This window comes from Agrobacterium sp. H141 (assembly GCF_057158725.1).
The window spans coordinates 3629496-3646936 of sequence record NZ_CM169893.1 but is presented as its reverse complement, the minus strand read 5'-3'; the positions used below and the strand labels follow the sequence as shown (position 1 = coordinate 3646936).

Below are 17441 nucleotides of genomic sequence, written 5' to 3'. Positions count from 1 at the left end.
TGCCTTCTGGGTGGGATGTCACGAAGTGGGATTGGGCGCGCTCAGCCGTTTCAACGCTCTGCGGCGCAGGAATTCGGCCAGTCCGACCAGCACGATTGCGGGTATGAAATTGAGGGTCGCCAGCGCCGGATAGATCGGCGAGGACCCGACTGCGATGCCGCTATAGACGAAGACCGGCAATGTGCGGGCGGTTCCGGCCAGCGAATAGGACACATAGAAATTGCCCCAGGACAGCAGGAAGGCGAAGGTGGCGGCGGAAAAGATGCCGGGCCACAACAACGGGAATGTCACCTCGCGGAAGACCTCCCATCCGTTGGCGCCGGCATCGCGGGCAGCGTCTTCAAGGGTTTCGTCGAAGCCATAGACCTGCACGGCAACGATCACCAGGGCAAAGGGCGTGATGTAGACGACGTGGCCGATGATGACGGTGGTGAGGCCCGTGGAAAAACCGAGCCAGTTGCCGAGAACCGAAAACCACAACAGCATGACCACGCCAAGCAGCAGCTGCGGGAAGAGCAGTGGCGCAAAGGTTATGGCGCGAAACAGGTTCTGAAAGCGGAACCGGTAGCGGATCCAGGCCACGGCGCCTGCCGTTCCGAGCACGGATGCAAAGATCGTCGAGATGGCGGCAACCGTTGCGGAATTGATCACGGCCGGGAAGAAGTCCGGCTTGCGCACCAGTTCGCCATACCATTCGAGCGAAAAGCCATCGATGGGCAAGGTCAGCACCCGGCTCGAGGTGAAGGAAAAGGCGACCAGCGTCATGATCGGCGCATAGAAGAACAACAGAAGCAGAACCACACTGCCCACGAGAGCCACATCGACGACGGCATTCTTGAAGCGTTGCGACATCATGCAGGCGTCCTCTCGCTTGTGGCCTGGCGGCGCAACACCAGGGCAGAAGCCAGCGCCAGAGTGAGCGCGCCAATGGCAATCAGGACGATGGTGAGCGCAGCACCCAGCGGCCAGTTGACCCGGGTTTCGAAGCTCTGGCGGATCAGTTCGGAAGCAAGCGGCGAGGTGCCGCCGCCCAGAACCTTGGGTTCCAGAAAGGCACCCAGGCTAAGGACGAAGACCAGAACCGCACCGGAATAAAGTCCCGGTCGCGACAGCGGCAATGTCACCTCGAAAAAGGTGCGAAGGCGCGATGCGCCGGCATCGTAAGAGGCAAGGATCAGATCGCGATCGATCCTCGCCAGCGACAGATAGATGGTGAACATGGGATAGACGGCGAGATTGTAGATCATGCCGATCATCGTTCCGGTTGGCGTAAACAGGATATTCGTCGCCTCCGGTCCCATGCCGAGATAAGACAGCATCCAGTTGGCCACGCCGTTCTTGTCGAGCACCAGGATCCAGCCGAAGGTCTTCAGCACGGCGTCGGTGAGAAAGGCAAAGATGATCAGGATCTGGATCTGCGCGTTATAGGTCTTCAACCGTGTGGTCAGCGCATAGGCAACGGGAAAGGCGATCAGCACAGAGATCACCACGCAGACCGCCGCCATCCACACCGTGCGCAGCATGATGGTCCAGTAATGCGGTTTGGAAAAGATCTCGGTCCAGATCTTCAGATCCCAGGTCCAGTGCAGCCGATAATATTGGGTTGTCTGGAATGTCAGCAGCACCGTCATGACAAGCGGAATAAGAAAGAACACCACCATGACGATGGCCAGCGGCGCGACTGCGGCCACCAGCACCGGATCTTTCCATGTCTTTGCTTCGGTCTTCATGGTCACTCCGACAACAGGAAGGCGCGTGACGGTTCGAACCCGATCCGCACCTGATCCCCGACACGAGCCGGCAGTTCGAGCGAGCCGGGCAGATCCATGACGACAGGTGCATCGAGACCCGCGACACGAATACGGTACTGCGTCGATGATCCCTTGATGAAATATTCCTCGACCGTGCCAGACAATGTCCATTGGCCCGGTTCGGGCTCGCCCGATACGAAGCCGATCGTCTCCGGCCGGATCAAAAGCGCCGTTTTTCCCTCGCCGAGGAATTCCGACACATTTGCAGGTGCCATGGCCGTGGGGCTGCCCGTGACCAGTGCGCAATGGACATGAAGTGCGCCGTCGGCTGAACGGATGACATCCACAGGCAGGAAATTCGTCTCGCCGATGAAGCCCGCGACAAACATATTGGCCGGACGATAATAGATGTCCGACGGCGTGCCGATCTGCACAACCCGGCCGGCGCGCATGACACAGATCCGGTCGGCCAGCATCATCGCCTCTTCAAGGTCGTGGGTCACCAGCACGAAGCTGGTGCCGATTTCGCGGTGGAGCTTCTTCAGCTCCGCCTGCAGCGATTTTTTAAGCTTGGCGTCGAGCGCGCTCATCGGCTCGTCGAGCAGCAGAACGCTTGGCTGCGAGACCAGCGCGCGCGCAAGCGCCACACGCTGCTGTTCGCCACCGGACAATTGCGCCGGGTAGCGATCCAGATATTCCGGCTTCAGATGCATCAGTTCCAGCATGGCGGCGACGCGATTGTCGATCTTCGCCTTCTCCACCTTCTGCAGCTTCAGCGGAAAGCCGATATTCTGGGCAACGGTCTTGTGCGGAAACAGGGCGAGCTTCTGGAACACCATGCGCGTCGGGCGACTGGCTGCGGGAACACCGTGCATGTCCTTGCCCTGGATTTCCAGCCGACCGTCTGTGGCGTCCTCGAAACCCGCCAGGATTTTCAGGAGTGTGGTCTTGCCGCAGCCCGAGGGCCCGACCAGAGCGACGAATTCGCCGGCTCCAACCTCCAGGGAGACGCCATGAAGCGCACGCGCCTGACCGTAGTCCTTGATGATTGCGGACGCATCAATGATCGGAGTTGCCACTGCCAGCATTCCTCGCTCTGCTCGATAAATCAATTACGGTCCCGTCCGCTTGCATGCGGACGGGTTGTTTTAGCATGATATCCCGGATCAGCGGGCTGCGAGTTCTTCCTGCCAGATCGCCAGCATGTCATCGATATTCGGCGCGACCGTGTGGAACTGGCTGTTGTCCCAGGCCGTCCACATATAGTCCATCTGCAGCGCCTTCTTCTCTTCGTCGGAAAACAGCGCTTCGGCCTTCTGGTTTGGCACCAGATTGCAGGTGGCTTCGGTGATGGCCAGTTCCTTGGCGACGTCCGGAGATACGATGTATTTCAGGAAGTCGGCGGCAATGGCGGAATCCTTGCCATTGTCGATGAGGCCGGTTGCCTCCATCCAGATGATGCCCTGCTTGAGGCCGTTCTTCGGCTCAGGCACGATCGACTGGATATAGTCGTGACCCTTGAGACGAAGCGATGAGGTGCAATAGGTTCCGCCACCGATGAGCGCGCGGAAGGAGCCGTCCAGCAGACCCTTCTGTGCGATTGCCAGATCGCCGACAATGGCGCGGGTATTCTTGAAGGCCGCGCGAAGAACCTTGCGAACTTCGCCAAGGGCAGCCTCGTCGAGTTCCTCATAGGGATTGACGCCGGCATAAAGAGCGAGCGGCATGATGGGCCAGTCACCCCAGTCCAGCAGGCAGATCTTGTCCTTGTAGGCGCTGTCGAAGACCGGCGCATAGCTGGACCAGGTCTCCAGCTTGTCGAATTTGGTGTTGACGGTCGGGCCAACCCAGCCCCAACGCGTCGGCAGGCCTGTTGCCTTGCCGTCATATTGCAAGGGCTCGAAAGGGGCGCGGAACTGCGGATAGAAGTCGGCATACTGATCGGCGAAATCGGCCTCGTCGATATAGCGGCAGAAGCCGGCAGGCCCCATACGCTGAATCCACGGGCTGTCGGACGAGACGAGATCGAAATCGCGCGAGGCACCGGCGGCAAGCTTGGCAAAGCCACCGGCAGAATCGGTGATCAGGTCGATGGAAATGTTCACGTCCTTGGACTTCTGGAAAGGATCGAGGATCGAAGGCGCGTTGTAGCCTTCCCAGCACATGTAGTTCAGGCTCTCGGTTGCCGACGCGCTACGCGGCGCGCCCAGAAAACCGGCGCCGGCGGCTGCCAGTCCCATGCCGCCCATGCCCTTCAGCACCGAGCGACGGTTCATGCCGTCCATAAATCTGCTCATATTGACTGTTCCCTTTTTCATTGTTCGGTCCTTCCTGTCGTCAAACACAAGGCATGAGGCGCATCAGACGATGCCGAGATAGCGTCTGAGTTCCCACTCGCTCACATGCTTTTGATATTCTGCGTATTCGAACTGCCGTGCGCCCACGAACCACTCGATGAAGTCTTCGCCGAAGATCTCACGGGCGACAGCGCTGCGGTCGAGCCGCGTCGCGGCCTCGCCCAGATCGCGCGGAAATGCTGTTTGTGCCGATGGTGTGGCAGCATAGAAATTCTCGTCGCTGCCGGCCGGCGGCTCGATCTCGTTGCGGATTCCGTAAAGCCCGGCGCCAAGGCACAGGGCCAGCGCCAGATAGGGATTGGTATCAGCCGATGGCACGCGGAATTCCACGCGGGTGGCTTCCGCGACATCGTTGATGACACGAACCGCTGCGGTGCGGTTCTGCACGCCCCATGTGGACGATGTCGGTGCCCATGCACCCGGAACCAGCCGCTTATAGGCGTTGACCGTGGATGCGCACAGCGCCAGCAGTTCCGGCATCAGCTTGATCATGCCGCCAATGAAATGCCGCGCCGTCCGGCTCAAGCCATCTGCCGCATCGGGGTCGGAGAACACGGGATTGCCCTGGCGATCACGCATCGACACATGCAGATGCCCGGACTGGCCGGACAGTGCCGGAGACAGCTTCGACATGAAGCTTGCCGTCAGGTCATGCCGGGAAAAATATGCCTTGGCGAAATTTTTAAACAGCATGGCATCATCGGGCGATTTCATCCCCTTGGCATAGGTGAGGGGGGCCTCGAAGCAGCCGGGACCAAGCTCGGTGTGGATCGCATCCAGCCCGATGCCCATGGTCTTCATGGTGTCATCGAGCCCCTCGAGCAGATCGCCGTGCAGGGCCGATGTCTGCAAGGAATAGGTACGATTGCCCTGGGCAAAATGGGTGAGATCGCGGTAATCCTTGGCGCGCAGGCTTTCCGGTGTCTCGTCGAAGACGAAGAACTCGAATTCGAAGGCCGAAAACACGTCGAAGCCCATCTCGGCAGCCTCGGCGATCAGCGCCATGCACACATTGCGCGGCGAACGCTTGCCGAAAGCGCCGGTGAAATCGGCAAGACACAAGGCCTCACCCTCGGCAAAGGGATAGGGGCGTACCGTGTCGGAAAAGAGAGCGGCCGGACGGTCGATGAAGGCGCCATCGCGATAGGTCTTTTCGGCAATGTCCCAGAAATACAGGACCTCGCAAAACGGATAGCCAGTCTTGCCAAGCTTGACGGCCTTGTCGGCCGAGATCAGCTTGTCGCGAAACTCACCCTCCGGATCAACCAGGCCGATATGGACCGATCTGGCATTGATTTCCTGAAGTGCGGCTTGCAGACTAGCGGTCATGTTGCTTGATCTCGGCATGGCTTTTATTGCAATTACCAGCGAAGACTAGGCGCGCATCTGGGGCAATGAAATATCCCGATGGGGATAGACCGACAGATTTAATATTTGGCCAGCGATGGACTGGCCGGCATGGAAGGACGGGTGTTGGACAACAGGTTTTCCGCGTGGAACGGAGCGATTGCAGAGACAATCGACGCGGTGGGGAAGAGCAATTTCGCCAACCGGATCGAAGCCGCGCTGAAAACGATCGTCGATTTCGACATCCTGATGGTCTTTGCCTATTCGGGTAAGGAAAAGCCGGTCTGCTGTTATCACAACATGGTGGCGGCGCGGGCACGCACCGTGATCGATGCCTATACTTCCGGTCCTTATCTTCTGGACCCTTTCTATGGTGCTGCCACCGACCCGTATGTGACAGGCGTCATACGCTTGCGTGAAATGGCACCGGATCAGTTCCGCAACTCGGAATATTACCGGAGGCATTACGTGCTGACCGGCATCCGCGACGAAATCGGCATCGTTTGCAGACCGGCGGGCTGCACCGGTCTTGTCATCAGCTTTACCCGACCGGTCTCCGGGCCTGCCTTCGGACGTCGCGATCTGGCCACGGTTCGAGCCGCAGAACCGATGATTGGAACACTTGCCAGACGGCACTGGCACAATGGCGTGGAGACGAACCTGCCGGACGAACGGGCGGTCGAGAAATCCGGCGATGCCATCAACGAGACGCTCAACCGCATGACCGATGGTATCTTGACCCCCCGCGAAATCGAAATCACCTCCCTTGTATTGCGCGGCCATTCCAGCGGATCGATTTCAAGGCGCCTCAGCATCGCCGAAGGCACCGTCAAGATCCACCGCAAGAACATCTATCAAAAGCTCGACATTTCCAGCCAATCCGAATTGTTTGCCCGGTTTATCACGCAACTGTCGGGACGCTGATGGCGAAGGCTTGTGAAGCCGAAACGGCAGAGGTGGCCCGAAGAATGGATGCAACAGCTTCACATGCGATCCCCGCACCAGTTCTGATGCCAAGAAGACAAGCTTAACAACGGTTTACCGTCTCAACTGACAAAATATTAAAGCATCTCCCTTACAAGATCCTGGAAGCTGCAGGTCTGCGACAGGTCGCCGATTCTTATGAACCAGGAGGTTGATGTGCGAGACAGAGAGACCGACGAGGTGTTCAAGACGCTGGTGTCGGAACTGACCTCGACGATCACCCCGACAACGATCATGAGCCTGACGATACTGGCCGTCGGTCTGTTTGCATATGAGAACCTGGGCAGCGCTGGACTGATGCTGGCCACGATCAGCGGAAGCCTTGCATCCCTTGCCAAGCTTGTCGTGACGATGGCTCATCGGCACTCGAATGCGACCAAGAGCGTAACCGTTGAGGATGCCGCCCGCTGGGAGATGGTACATGGGTTGCTCACCTTCGTCATTGCCGCCTCGGTCGGTTCACTGGTCACCGTGGTCTTCACCTATCGCGATCTGTCGGTCCAGGTTCTCGCAACAGCGCTCCTTTTTGGATATTCCGCCGGTGTGGCCGTGCGCGTTTCCGTTCGGCCATGGATTGCCGCGACTGCAATTCTGATTGCAGGCCTGCCAACGACAATCGCGATCATGCTTTACGGCGATACGGCCCACTGGATATTGGCCGGGATGTGTGTGGCCTTCCTTGTGGCGGCAATGCAGAGCGTCCGGCATGTCTATAGCACGGCTACCAGACAAATCTGCCTGCGTCTGGAGATGGAACATCAGGCCCGCCACGATCCGTTGACGGGTCTTCGTAATCGCACGGCGCTGAGTGAGGCATTCAAGACGGTCAGCCGCGCTGAAGATACTCTGACCTGCGTGCATTGCTTCGACCTCGACGGTTTCAAGAGTGTCAATGACCGCTTTGGTCACGCAGTCGGGGATGAGCTGCTGGCGGCCATCGGACTGCGGCTCAGGGAGAACCTGGACCAACCGAATATCGCCGTGCGTGTTGGCGGCGATGAATTTGTCATTCTTCAGCCGGGTGTTCGGCAGACCGTTGAAGCAGACGTCCTTGCCAGCAAGATCGTCGATGTTCTGAGCCAGCCCTACGGCATTTCCGGTGAAGAGATCGCCATCGGCATCAGCCTGGGCTACACGATGGCCCTCTCAGGCTCTGCAAAACTGGAAGCCATGATGGCGATTGCGGATAAGGCCTCATACCGCGTGAAGCGGAACGGCGGCGGTATCGATCGCGAAATCCCCGCAACCCTTGACCTCGGCCCCTTCTCATTCGCAGCGTGAGCGCAGCTTTGGCAAGTCAGAGCCTTGGCCATGGCCTTCCGCTGCTGGTTCCAGGTGGCCGCGTGATACCGGAAAACCGGGTTCGCGGGCCATAGTTGCCGAATGATCGGCCGCGTTCAGCGCTCTGTTCAGGACACCGCCGAGGCGGGGTGAGGCCCGGTGACATGCACCGATTGGTGCTGCCTGATGAAATTCAGCGTCTCGTGAGCAGGCATGGCCTTGCCGAAAAGGTAGCCCTGGCCAATATCGCAGCCCTGCTGAAGGAAATAGGCGAGTTGGGCGTTTTCCTCGATACCCTCGACGGTGGTCTTCAGTTTGAGATTTCGGGTGAGTCCCAGGACAGCCTGCAGGATCTTTTTCTGCGATTCATCCTTGTCGAGATCTGCCACAAAACTCTTGTCGATCTTGATCTTGTCGAACTTGTAGCGCGTCAATTGCGACAGGCTGGAATAGCCGGTGCCGAAGTCGTCCAGGGCCACCTGTATGCCCGAGTGGCGAAACTTGTCCAGGATTTCGACGGCCAGATCGGGATCCTGAATCAGGGCATTTTCGGTGATCTCGACTTCGAAACGGTGAGAGGGAAGGTTCGCTTCCGCCAGCACATCGAGGATGCGGGTGACCAGCAGCCTGTCTTCCATCTGTACCGGCGACACGTTGAAGGACAGTACCACGTCATCCGGCCACATCATGGCGTCAAGGCAGGAGCGGCTCAGCAATTGCTGAAACAGGGCCGTGATCAGGCCGGTCTCTTCAGCGACGCCGATAAACACCTGTGGCGGGATCGGGACCCCGTTTTCGTCCGTCCAGCGTGCGAGGGCCTCAAACCCGCAGACATCGCCGGTCTTCAAGTCGATGAGAGGCTGGTAGTAAGGCTCGATAACCTTGCGCTCGATGGCCTTTCGCAGCTTGTCCTCCAGCAAGGCCCGCTGTGCCACCTTTTCCTGCATTTCAGAGGTAAACAGCAAAGCGCCGTTTCGCCGGGTCGACTTGGCTTCGTAAAGGGCAATATCGGATTTGTGAGAGACCTGCTCCAGCGTGGCACCGTGATCGGGCCACCGCGCATAGCCGACGCTGGCGCCAACCTCGGTCCAGATCTCCTCAATCTGGATCGGGCGCGTGATCGACTGGATCAGGAGCTGGGCAAATTGCTGCTCTTTTTTGTGATCGAGATTGAGCGCCAGCACGATGAATTCATCGCCGCCGAACCGGAAAACCTCGGAAGAGCCGGCGAATTGGCAGAGCCGGCGAGCAACCTGCTTCAGCAGTTGATCGCCTCCGCCATGACCCATCAGGTCATTGACCTTTTTGAAGCCGTCGAGATCGAGTGAAAACACGGTAACGGAGGGTTTGCTGATCTCGACACCGTTGCAGTCGGACTCTCCGGAAAATGCCGTGGCATCGACCCGTTCGAACGCATAGCGATTGGGCAGCTGGGTCAGGTGATCATGGGTCGCGATCCAGTCGGCCTTGTGCTCGGCCTGCCGCCGGATGACCATCTCCTTGCGCAGGTCATAGATACGCAGGACCGAGTAGACGGAACCGACCATGCCGGCGATCAGCAAGGCCAGAAGAATATTGGCGGCATTGCCGCCCACGACATTGACCAGCAACGCGAAAAAGTTGGCCTGCAGTGCCACGCCGCACGCCCACACACCAAGCGCGAAGGCGCTCAAAAGCAACAGCTGCTTGCCCGCGCGACTGCGAAAGAACTCCCACATCTTACATCCCTCCATCGCCATTATGGACCGAGGGACTTTAAATTTACCTTAAGCGGTTGAAAGGCGAATCCGAAATTGCGCGTAAAAATTGAGATCTTCTGGCCGCGAAATCTTCCCGCTGTCGTCAAGCCTGCCACCATCGATAGGCCGATTGCGGTCCCTCGAACGCCTCTGCGGACACCACCATGGCTGCAAGCAGGGGCTCGACGTGGTCAGAGACGTCGACAGGCTTTACAACCCCGAAGCGCAAACGGGTCCGAAATCCAGGGCCGCCGCCCGCAGAGCCAAAAACGCGGCATAAGACATGGCCCGACAGTGTCAACGAGCGCGCGCCTGTTCAGGAAGAGCTGGCGGAAACGATGGCGACGGCACAAAGGACGACGCGAAAATCGGGATGTTGCCGCCCATCCGGCAGTTTGATCGATGCATGCCCAACATCGCAGTGTCTCAGGAACAATTCGGATGGAGGGCGGTTTCTTGTCGCGCACTCAAGCGCTTCGAGGAGCAACGGATGTCGGACCTTTCACTGCATGACCTGTCGAAGAAAATGGCGAAACTCGACTTCGCCATGCTGAACACGGCGGCCGCCCACGGAGGCCTGAATTCCAGGCCGATGAGCAATAACGGCGACGTGGAATACGATGGCGACAGTTATTTCTTTGCCTACGAGCAGTCGCGCAAGATCTCCGAAATTCGCGCTGACAGCAAAGTTAGTCTGACCTATACCGGGGCTGTCGGCATGTTGGGCGGCCCGCCCTTGTTCGTGTGTGTCGAGGGATCGGCATCGCTGATCGAGGACAGGTCAGCATTCGAAGATCACTGGACCAAAGATCTCGATCATTACTTCCCGGATGGCATGGACACCCCCGGCGTGGTGATGATCAAGGTCCAGGCGAAAACAATCCGCTACTGGGATGGCGGCGACGAAGGGCAGATCTCGCTGTAAGCTGCAACGCGGCGGTGGGCGTTTTGCGCCTACCGGCTTTCGCGTGGACGCGATCAGTTCGCCTGTTTTGCCGTCGTAAGCGATGAGGTCGTCAGATTGAACTCCGCCATCTCCTGCGGCGTCAGGTAGTAAAGCCTGTCCGGTGGCGTTTCCAGCGCGTGGATCCATAGCCCGCTGCCGATGCCCATCTCGTCCAGATGGCGGGCGATGCGTGCCGTCGTGCTCTGGGCACCGGACATGGCCTGTTCAGGAGAAGGCTTCTTCTCGCCAGCATTGAAGACCTGATGGACGCCGAGAATGGCGTCCTTTTCAGCCGTGCGCGCGACCCCGCCGGCAAAGACCAGGGGACAGGACGAGGCGCAGAGCGCCTTCGTCGCCACCATGGTATTCAGGCCCTTTTCGCGGATCAGTTTCGACATTGCGAGCGCGTCCTCGACGGAGCCGCCCGGCGAATTCAAGGACACGGCCTTCACATACTCGCCGCGCGCGGCGATTTCCGCGTTAAAGCGATCGGCGGCACCCAGATCGATCGAGCCTTCTGCCTTCAAAAGGCCGCCGGGCTGCAGGTCGAAGCGCATGGGCTGGCGCAAGACTTCGGGCGAGCTCTCCGGTTCTGCAGCAGGTGCCTGCGGAACGCCATCGGTAAGGGCAGGCGGTAGCACAGGCGCATCGGTGGTCATCGGGTCATAGACGGGAAGCGATGCGTCCGCGACACGCATTTCGCGCAGGTCCACAAAAAGGAAGGCGCCTGCCGCCGCCAGAAGCGCGAAGAAGGCGCCCCGCATCAAAACGCCATCGTCGGCGCGCAAAATACCGGTCTTCAGGCTGAGGGCGAGCGACGACGGTTTCACGCGGGCGGGCCCTTTCGCGGCGTCTTCGTCGATATGTCGAGGCTGGTGATGTTGGAATCCGCCCGACTGCGCTCATCTTCTGTTTCAGCGGTTTGCAAAGCCTGTTCCACGTCGATCCCTTGCCGGCCGAGCGCTCGCTGCACCTCCAGCGCCTCCAGAAGTTCTGCCGCCGTGATCCGCTGCGCAAAGGGCAGATGCTCCTCCTCCCGCCGGATCGCCCCATGAACGACGGCCAGGATGAAGACGAGGACGGCAGGCAAAAGGTCGATGGAGATGGCGCCTGCCCAGGCCGGAATGAAATCGGCCGCATAGCGCAGAACGGCTTCGGCCGAAGACAGCGGCACGAAGCGGCGTTCGGCCACCGGCGCACGCGCCAGAATATCGTCGGCGGCTTGCGACAGCACCTGTGACTGGGCGGATACCGAAGCGCGGATCGTCTGCATGACCTCGTCCTGCCGGTTGGCGAGATCGGCAGCCCGGCCATCGGCGACCGGCGCGATGAAGCCAAGCGACAGATCTTCGGCCGCGCGCTTCACCGAGGGCGCAATCGAGGTCTGTTCCAGCGAGGTGATGACGCCGGAGAGCGCCACGACCTCGGCCGAGAATTCATCGCTGCGGGGGGCTATAGCCCCTGGCGCGGAGACCAGCGTGCGCATGGTTGCCAGATGCGCCCGCCCCTGGTCGAAGAGTGTCGTGACCCGTTCGCGCGAGGCAATGATACCGGCTTCGAGTTCGCTCAATTGCGAGGACATCTGCGACAGCAGCTGGACGACACTGCCGGAACCAGTCGTTCCCGTCAGTGCCCCGTTCTGGCGCTCGTCTTCTGCTAGCCTCGAAAAGCGCTCGGATGTGCGCTGGATATCGGGCAGCAGGCTTTGGGCGGCGAGCGCGTTTTGATGGGCCTGGTCGAGATCGGCGGTATAATCCTGCACCGTCTCCGCCAGATGCTGCTCGAGCGCGGCCGAACCGGCAAGCGCTGCCGCATTCAGCCAGCTCGACATGGCGATGATCATGGCGCAACCGAGCGCCATCACGCCGATCAGGGCGCCGCGGGAGGCTGCACCGCTGACATGGGGATAGAAGCGCGCCATGTAGGACCAGAACGCGTAGATCGCCACCGAGACGGAAGCCGAGTAGATGATGGCGGCAAAGAAGACCGATGTTGCTGAACCGTCGAGGAGACTGCGAACGCCGAGATAGGTATAGACACCGGACGCGAGAGCCAGAACAGCAAGCGCAAAGCGGGTCATGGTTTCGACGGCAATGACGCCATCCTGCAAACGATGCGATGCGCCAAGCGCCATGAAGACCTCCGAAAGAATTGTTTCTTAACACGCTCTGAAGAAGGGGGCAAAATGAAGGCCGTGGCCCGGCTTCTGCATCTTCGCGGTCTGCTTCAGATACTTGCCCGGCGACCCATATGAGGGACGCTCCGGGAGACTGCTGATTGCGCTCCTGCCGGCTTTCACCCTATTGCTGGGCTTGCCACCCGCTGGCGTTGGTGGGCTGCTGGCAAACGCGCTTCACGGGAATTCGCGCCAGGCCAACGCCCTTGCTTGCGCCGGCGATCTAAGAGGTTTTCTTCATCGCATTGTCCTTTTCAATATTCTGTGGCCCTGCTTTTTGTAAGCAGGGCCTTATCGGTGGACGGGATCAGGCGGCGGCGCGGCTTGTCGCAAGGCGGAGCGCGGGCAGCATGTCTTCCGGCTCGGGACGGCGGGTGTAGTCCGGGTTCACCTCGGCATAGAGGATCACGCCATCCTGACCGACGACAAAGCGAGCGGGCATCGGCAGGGTCCAGCTCGCATCGCCATTGAAGGCTGGCAGATCATTCTTCAGCGACGTGTAGAGCCGGATCAGGTAGTCAGGCATCTCGAAGCGCAGGCCGAAATCCATGGCGACCCTATTCTGAGGATCGGACAGGATCGGGAAGGTCAGGTTGTTTTGCCGGACGGATTTGCGACTGTTGACCGGGTTCTGCGGCGAGATCGCCACCAGTTTTGCGCCGAGTGCCTCGAATTGCGGCAGGGTTTCCTGAAGCGCCTGGAGCTCCATGTTGCAATAGGGGCACCAGACACCCCGATAGAAGCTGATGACCAGCGGACCGTGCGCGAGCAGATCGGCGGACGAGACGGCCTTTCCTTCCGGGTCAAAGAGCGTGAAGGCAGGCAGGTGGTCGCCGGCCTTCAGCGCATGCTGGGCCGCACCTGATGCGATCAGCTCCGCAGTAGCCCGGTGCATCGTGTCGATGACGGATTGGGGAACGTTGTAGGGCGGTTTACCGGCTTCGAAATCGGCCTTGAAGGCATCGAGCTTGGATTGCAGTGTCATGATCTTGATCCTTCGAAAGGTGACTGCGCTTCAGGATGAAGTCTGAAACGCAGTGATTGGTGAGGGACAGGTCAGCCCTGGGCTGCCATCGAGCGGGCGACCTCGGCGGCGCTGATGCCTTCGAGCGCCAGGCCGTAGCCGGCACCTTCGTCGACGATGCGGCGCAGTTTTTGGGTGAGCGCGATGCGGGTGTAGCGGCTGGTGAGCGGCGGCAATGCTGCTATACCCTCGGCAATCTCGTGGGCTCGGGCGAGCAACGTGTCGGCCGGCACGATCTCGTTGACGACGCCCCAGTCCTTGGCGGTGGCTGCATCCAGCAGCTGACGGGTCAGGATAAAGTAGCGACCGCGGATCGAGCCGATCACTTCCGGCCAGAGCAGGTTGACGCCGTCGCCGGGCACGATGCCGAAATCGAAATGCGGCTTGTCCTGGAAGACGGTTTCCGGCGTGGCGAGGACGATGTCGGTCAGCAGCGCATATTCCGAATGCAGCAGGACAGGTCCATTCAAGGCCGTGATCATGGGCACCTCGATATCGAGGATGTTCATCAGCACCTTCTTGCCCTCCCGCAGGATCTTGTCATAGCCGACGGGCGAGAAGAAATCGAAGCCTTCCGGGCTGATTGCATCCATGAAGGCGTCGCCCGAGCCGGTCAGGATGACGACACGGTTCTCGGCGTCGGAGCCGATCTGGTGGAAGAGGTCGACGAACTGCTCATGGGTATGGCCGTTGAAGACGAGCTTGCCACCGTCTGTGTGCAGCGCGACTTCAAGGACGCCGCTTGGCGAGCGGGTCAGGCGGGCATTCGCAAAGCTGTTCTTGTAGGTATCGAAACGGGACATGGCTGTTCTCCTTTGAACTGGGATGGAAGTGGTATGGTTGTGGGAGGGGATCAGGCGGCGGGCACGAGGGCTTCGACGCGGGCGATAGCGCGCTGGACGGCCGGGCGTGCAGCCACCGTGTCGTACCAGCGGGAAAGGTTGGGCCGGTCGTCGAGCGTCACGCCTGGGAACTGCCGACGCCACAACCAGCCGAAATGGGCGATGTCGGCGATGGTGAAGTCCTCGCCGGCCATGAAGGCCTGACCCGCAAGCTTGTCGTCGAGGAGACCGAGGATGCGTTCGGCTTCGCCCGAGAAACGCGCTTCGGCGATAGGCTGTGGCTCCGGCGAGGAGCGCTTGAAGAAGCCGGCATTGCCGAAGGCTGGGCTCAAGGCGGAGGCGTGAAAGAAGAGCTGTTCGAAGACGCGGGCGCGGGCTTCGCCGTCACGTGGCAGAAGCTTGCCGGTCTTCTCAGCCAGGTAAACCAGGATGGCGGCGCTTTCCGTAAGGACCAGGGCTTCATCGACCAGCACCGGCACCTTGGCGTTCGCGTTGAGCGCCACGAAGGCCTCTGCCTTCTGCTCGCCCTTACGGACATTGACCGGCTTCAGCTCGTAGGAAAGGCCCAGTTCCTCAAGGGCAATCGGCACCTTGACGCTGTTGGGGGTGGCAAAGGCGTAAACCTCGATCATTGCTCGTCTCCATGAGATCGTGTTGGCTGAAGAGAGTTATGGCCATTCCTGGATACTTGCGGCAGGCAGCTTGAAGCGATAATGCTTATTCCAAATAGGAATGAGCGATGGACAGGCTGCAGGCGATGACCGCCTTCGTGCGGGTGGTGGAAACGGGATCCTTCTCTCAGGCCGCCCGGCAGATCGGCGTCGGGCAGCCGGCGATCTCGAAAACGGTCGCGCAACTGGAGGAGCGCCTGCAGGTGCGCCTGCTCATCCGCTCGACGCATGGCCTGACGCCCACGGATGCCGGGATGCGGTTTTACGAACGCGCCAAGGCCGCGATCCATGAAGCGGACGAGGCGGAGCTGGAGGCAAAGGGCGCAGGATCGGGATTGTCGGGACGTCTTCGCGTCTGTGCCGCGACCACATTCGCGCGGTTGATGGTCATTCCGCACCTGCCTGCGTTCATGGCGGATCACCCGGATCTGGACGTCGATATCGTTCTCGACGATCGGGTAATCGATCTGGTCTCCGAAGGCATCGACATCGGCTTGCGCATGGGAGAGCTGGCGGACTCGTCTGCCGTCGCGCGACGACTTGCAGCCGGACGGCGATCGGTGGTGGCGACGCCGGCCTATCTTGAAAAGCACGGCACGCCGAACGTGCCTGCCGATCTGTCTCTCCATCAGGCCGTGGTTTATACCCAGCTCGGCAAGACATGGACCTTCAACAAGGATGGCACCGAAGCGTCTGTGGCCGTTTCCGGGCGGGCTCAGTTCACCGCCGCTGAAGGCATTCGCGCAGCGGTCATGGCGAATATGGGACTGGCCGTGACGTCGGACTGGATGTTCTGGCCCGAGCTGCAGCGAGGCGAAGTGCGTCGCGTGCTCGAAGATTGGGCGCTGCCCGATGTCGACCTCTGGGCGGTCTTTCCAACCGGACGGCTGGCAAGCGCCAAGGCGCGCGCATTCGCGGACTTCGTGCAGGCTGTCTTATGATGTGACGGCGGTGAGCGATGGCCATTTCGATGCGAGGCATCGTGACGGTCCGATAGCAGCGGACGCTGCCATCCCCGTATTCTTCAATCGGTTTGGATTGCGCAACCTTTCCCCTTCAGTCGCGGAGACTTCAGCAAATGCCCGGTCGCAAGGCCGATGACTGGCGTCTTGTCGCCGCTCCGGCGGGGCGCCACCCACAATTTACTTGCGGGCAGCGCCTGCTCCAGGACGTGCCGGAGACCGGCAACATGGATATTCCAAAATCCGGCTGCGGCAGATTTTGCGATGCTTGGAGGGCGGTTAGACGTCGATGATCAGCTTGCCCTTGGCGTCCCCTGCTTCCAGCTTGCGATGGGCGTCAGCAGCATCTTCGAGGGCGAAGCGCTGCGGATCGATCCGCGGCGTGAGCTTGCCTTCCTCGACGAGCAGGGCGATCTTTTCGAGTATTTCGCCCTGTTGCGGTCGTGCCGTGCCGAACATGATCGGAACGAGGACCAGAACCATGTGCAGATTGGCACCCTTCAGATAGAGCGGCGCAAGGTTGTGGCTTGCAGCCCCGACCACGGTCACCACATCACCTGTCGGCTTGATCATCTGGAAGGCCGCGTCGAGCGTGGCGCCACCGACCGTATCGAAGATCACGTCGAAGCCCTGGCCATCCGTGTGGTTCTCGACAATTTCCTGCGCTGTGGTGACAGCCAGATCGACGCAGGCGCGGGCACCGGCAAAGATCGCCGCTTCGGCACTCTCGGCGGACCGCGTGACGGCAACGACGTGTGCGCCGGCGGCATGGGCGAGTTGTACGGCCGGATACCCGACGCCACCCGCGCCACCCGTGATCAACACCCGGCTGGCGGGCGTGATCCTCACCTTGTCAAACAGCGCCATCCAGGCAGTGGTTGCCGTGAGTGGCAGGGCAGCAGCGGTGCGGAAATCGACATTGCCGGGCTTGCGGGCAATGAGATCCGCGTCGACCACGGCATAGTCTGCAAGCGCTCCGGGAAGATCGCCGTTCGGGCCGCGGAAGCCGCCGGCAAAGCCATAGACGTCATCCTGCGCAGAAAAGCGCGTAACGCCGGGACCGACAGCCTCGACCGTTCCGGCAAAATCGGTGCCGAGCACGGCGGGAAACGAGGCCGGCGTCATCGGCAGCTTTGCCTTTCGCACCTTGGTATCGATCGGATTGACGCTCGTCGCCCGGATCCGCACGAGCACCTCTCCGGGGCCGGGTGTCGGTTTCGGTAAATCGGTGAGACGAAGCACGTCCGCGCTTCCCTGTTCGGTCGCGATCACAGCTTTCATGGGTTTAGTCCTTTTTGTTGTAGATGGCGGCAGGGTATTCATCTACGCATAAATAACAATTCGATCAGAATTCAGGAGAC

General features: G+C 60.3%; 16 protein-coding genes. 4 read left to right on the top strand and 12 right to left on the bottom strand.

The genetic code is table 11. The features are described from left to right. Positions 1–18 precede the first annotated feature (18 nt). From ACWPM9_RS17145 to ACWPM9_RS17125, 5 genes are all read right to left on the bottom strand, one after another. Positions 19–855, bottom strand: a complete 837-nt coding sequence (locus ACWPM9_RS17145; RefSeq protein WP_428185833.1) for an ABC transporter permease — start codon at positions 853–855, stop codon at positions 19–21. Further along, positions 852–1730 (bottom strand): ABC transporter permease, encoded by an 879-nt coding sequence (locus ACWPM9_RS17140; RefSeq protein ID WP_484755948.1) that lies wholly within the window; start codon positions 1728–1730, stop codon positions 852–854. Before ACWPM9_RS17140 ends, ACWPM9_RS17145 begins: the two co-directional genes overlap by 4 nt. Before the next feature lie 2 nt (positions 1731–1732). Then, positions 1733–2830, bottom strand: a complete 1098-nt coding sequence (locus tag ACWPM9_RS17135) for an ABC transporter ATP-binding protein (protein ID WP_428185831.1) — start codon at positions 2828–2830, stop codon at positions 1733–1735. 87 nt (positions 2831–2917) lie between these two features. Further along, entirely contained in the window at positions 2918–4048 is a 1131-nt protein-coding gene (locus ACWPM9_RS17130) for an ABC transporter substrate-binding protein (protein ID WP_484755947.1), read from the bottom strand. Positions 4049–4111: 63 nt separating this feature from the next. Next, positions 4112–5437: a glutamine synthetase family protein gene (locus ACWPM9_RS17125; protein WP_484755946.1), complete on the bottom strand. Its 1326-nt coding sequence runs from the start codon at positions 5435–5437 to the stop codon at positions 4112–4114. Positions 5438–5542: 105 nt separating this feature from the next. On the opposite strand from ACWPM9_RS17125, the gene ACWPM9_RS17120 reads away from it, so the two are divergent. Both ACWPM9_RS17120 and ACWPM9_RS17115 read left to right on the top strand, forming a co-directional pair. Continuing rightward, positions 5543–6379: a helix-turn-helix transcriptional regulator gene (locus ACWPM9_RS17120; protein ID WP_484755945.1), complete on the top strand. Its 837-nt coding sequence runs from the start codon at positions 5543–5545 to the stop codon at positions 6377–6379. A gap of 216 nt (positions 6380–6595) precedes the next feature. Then, the gene (locus ACWPM9_RS17115) at positions 6596–7720 is read left to right on the top strand and encodes a diguanylate cyclase domain-containing protein (protein WP_484755944.1); all 1125 of its coding nucleotides are present in this window, start codon (positions 6596–6598) and stop codon (positions 7718–7720) included. Positions 7721–7848: 128 nt separating this feature from the next. Here ACWPM9_RS17115 and ACWPM9_RS17110 read toward each other — a convergent pair whose 3' ends face one another. Beyond that, positions 7849–9438 carry a putative bifunctional diguanylate cyclase/phosphodiesterase gene (locus ACWPM9_RS17110; RefSeq protein ID WP_484755943.1) on the bottom strand — a complete coding sequence of 530 codons (1590 nt, stop codon included), beginning with the start codon at positions 9436–9438 and terminating at the stop codon, positions 7849–7851. A gap of 511 nt (positions 9439–9949) precedes the next feature. Between ACWPM9_RS17110 and ACWPM9_RS17105 the strand changes: the two genes are divergently transcribed. Next, on the top strand, positions 9950–10384 hold the full coding sequence (locus ACWPM9_RS17105; RefSeq protein WP_484755942.1) for a pyridoxamine 5'-phosphate oxidase family protein: 435 nt from the start codon (positions 9950–9952) through the stop codon (positions 10382–10384). A 53-nt stretch (positions 10385–10437) separates the two neighbouring features. Here ACWPM9_RS17105 and ACWPM9_RS17100 read toward each other — a convergent pair whose 3' ends face one another. From ACWPM9_RS17100 to ACWPM9_RS17080, 5 genes are all read right to left on the bottom strand, one after another. Further along, complete coding sequence (locus ACWPM9_RS17100) at positions 10438–11169, bottom strand: COG3904 family protein (RefSeq protein ID WP_484757671.1); 732 nt, start codon at positions 11167–11169, stop codon at positions 10438–10440. Positions 11170–11231: 62 nt separating this feature from the next. Further along, positions 11232–12539, bottom strand: a complete 1308-nt coding sequence (locus tag ACWPM9_RS17095; protein WP_428185824.1) for a hypothetical protein — start codon at positions 12537–12539, stop codon at positions 11232–11234. Between the two features lie 349 nt (positions 12540–12888). Next, complete coding sequence (locus ACWPM9_RS17090) at positions 12889–13566, bottom strand: peroxiredoxin-like family protein (protein ID WP_484755941.1); 678 nt, start codon at positions 13564–13566, stop codon at positions 12889–12891. 71 nt (positions 13567–13637) lie between these two features. Continuing rightward, positions 13638–14408, bottom strand: coding sequence for an enoyl-CoA hydratase/isomerase family protein (locus ACWPM9_RS17085; protein ID WP_484755940.1), 771 nt, complete (start codon positions 14406–14408; stop codon positions 13638–13640). A 50-nt stretch (positions 14409–14458) separates the two neighbouring features. Continuing rightward, positions 14459–15079 carry a glutathione S-transferase family protein gene (locus tag ACWPM9_RS17080; protein WP_484755939.1) on the bottom strand — a complete coding sequence of 207 codons (621 nt, stop codon included), beginning with the start codon at positions 15077–15079 and terminating at the stop codon, positions 14459–14461. Positions 15080–15186: 107 nt separating this feature from the next. On the opposite strand from ACWPM9_RS17080, the gene ACWPM9_RS17075 reads away from it, so the two are divergent. Then, a complete protein-coding gene (locus ACWPM9_RS17075; protein WP_484755938.1) occupies positions 15187–16059 on the top strand; it encodes a LysR substrate-binding domain-containing protein in 873 nt (290 codons plus the stop codon). A gap of 300 nt (positions 16060–16359) precedes the next feature. On the opposite strand, the gene ACWPM9_RS17070 is transcribed toward ACWPM9_RS17075, so the two are convergent. After that, complete coding sequence (locus ACWPM9_RS17070; protein ID WP_484755937.1) at positions 16360–17361, bottom strand: zinc-dependent alcohol dehydrogenase family protein; 1002 nt, start codon at positions 17359–17361, stop codon at positions 16360–16362. Positions 17362–17441 lie beyond the last annotated feature (80 nt).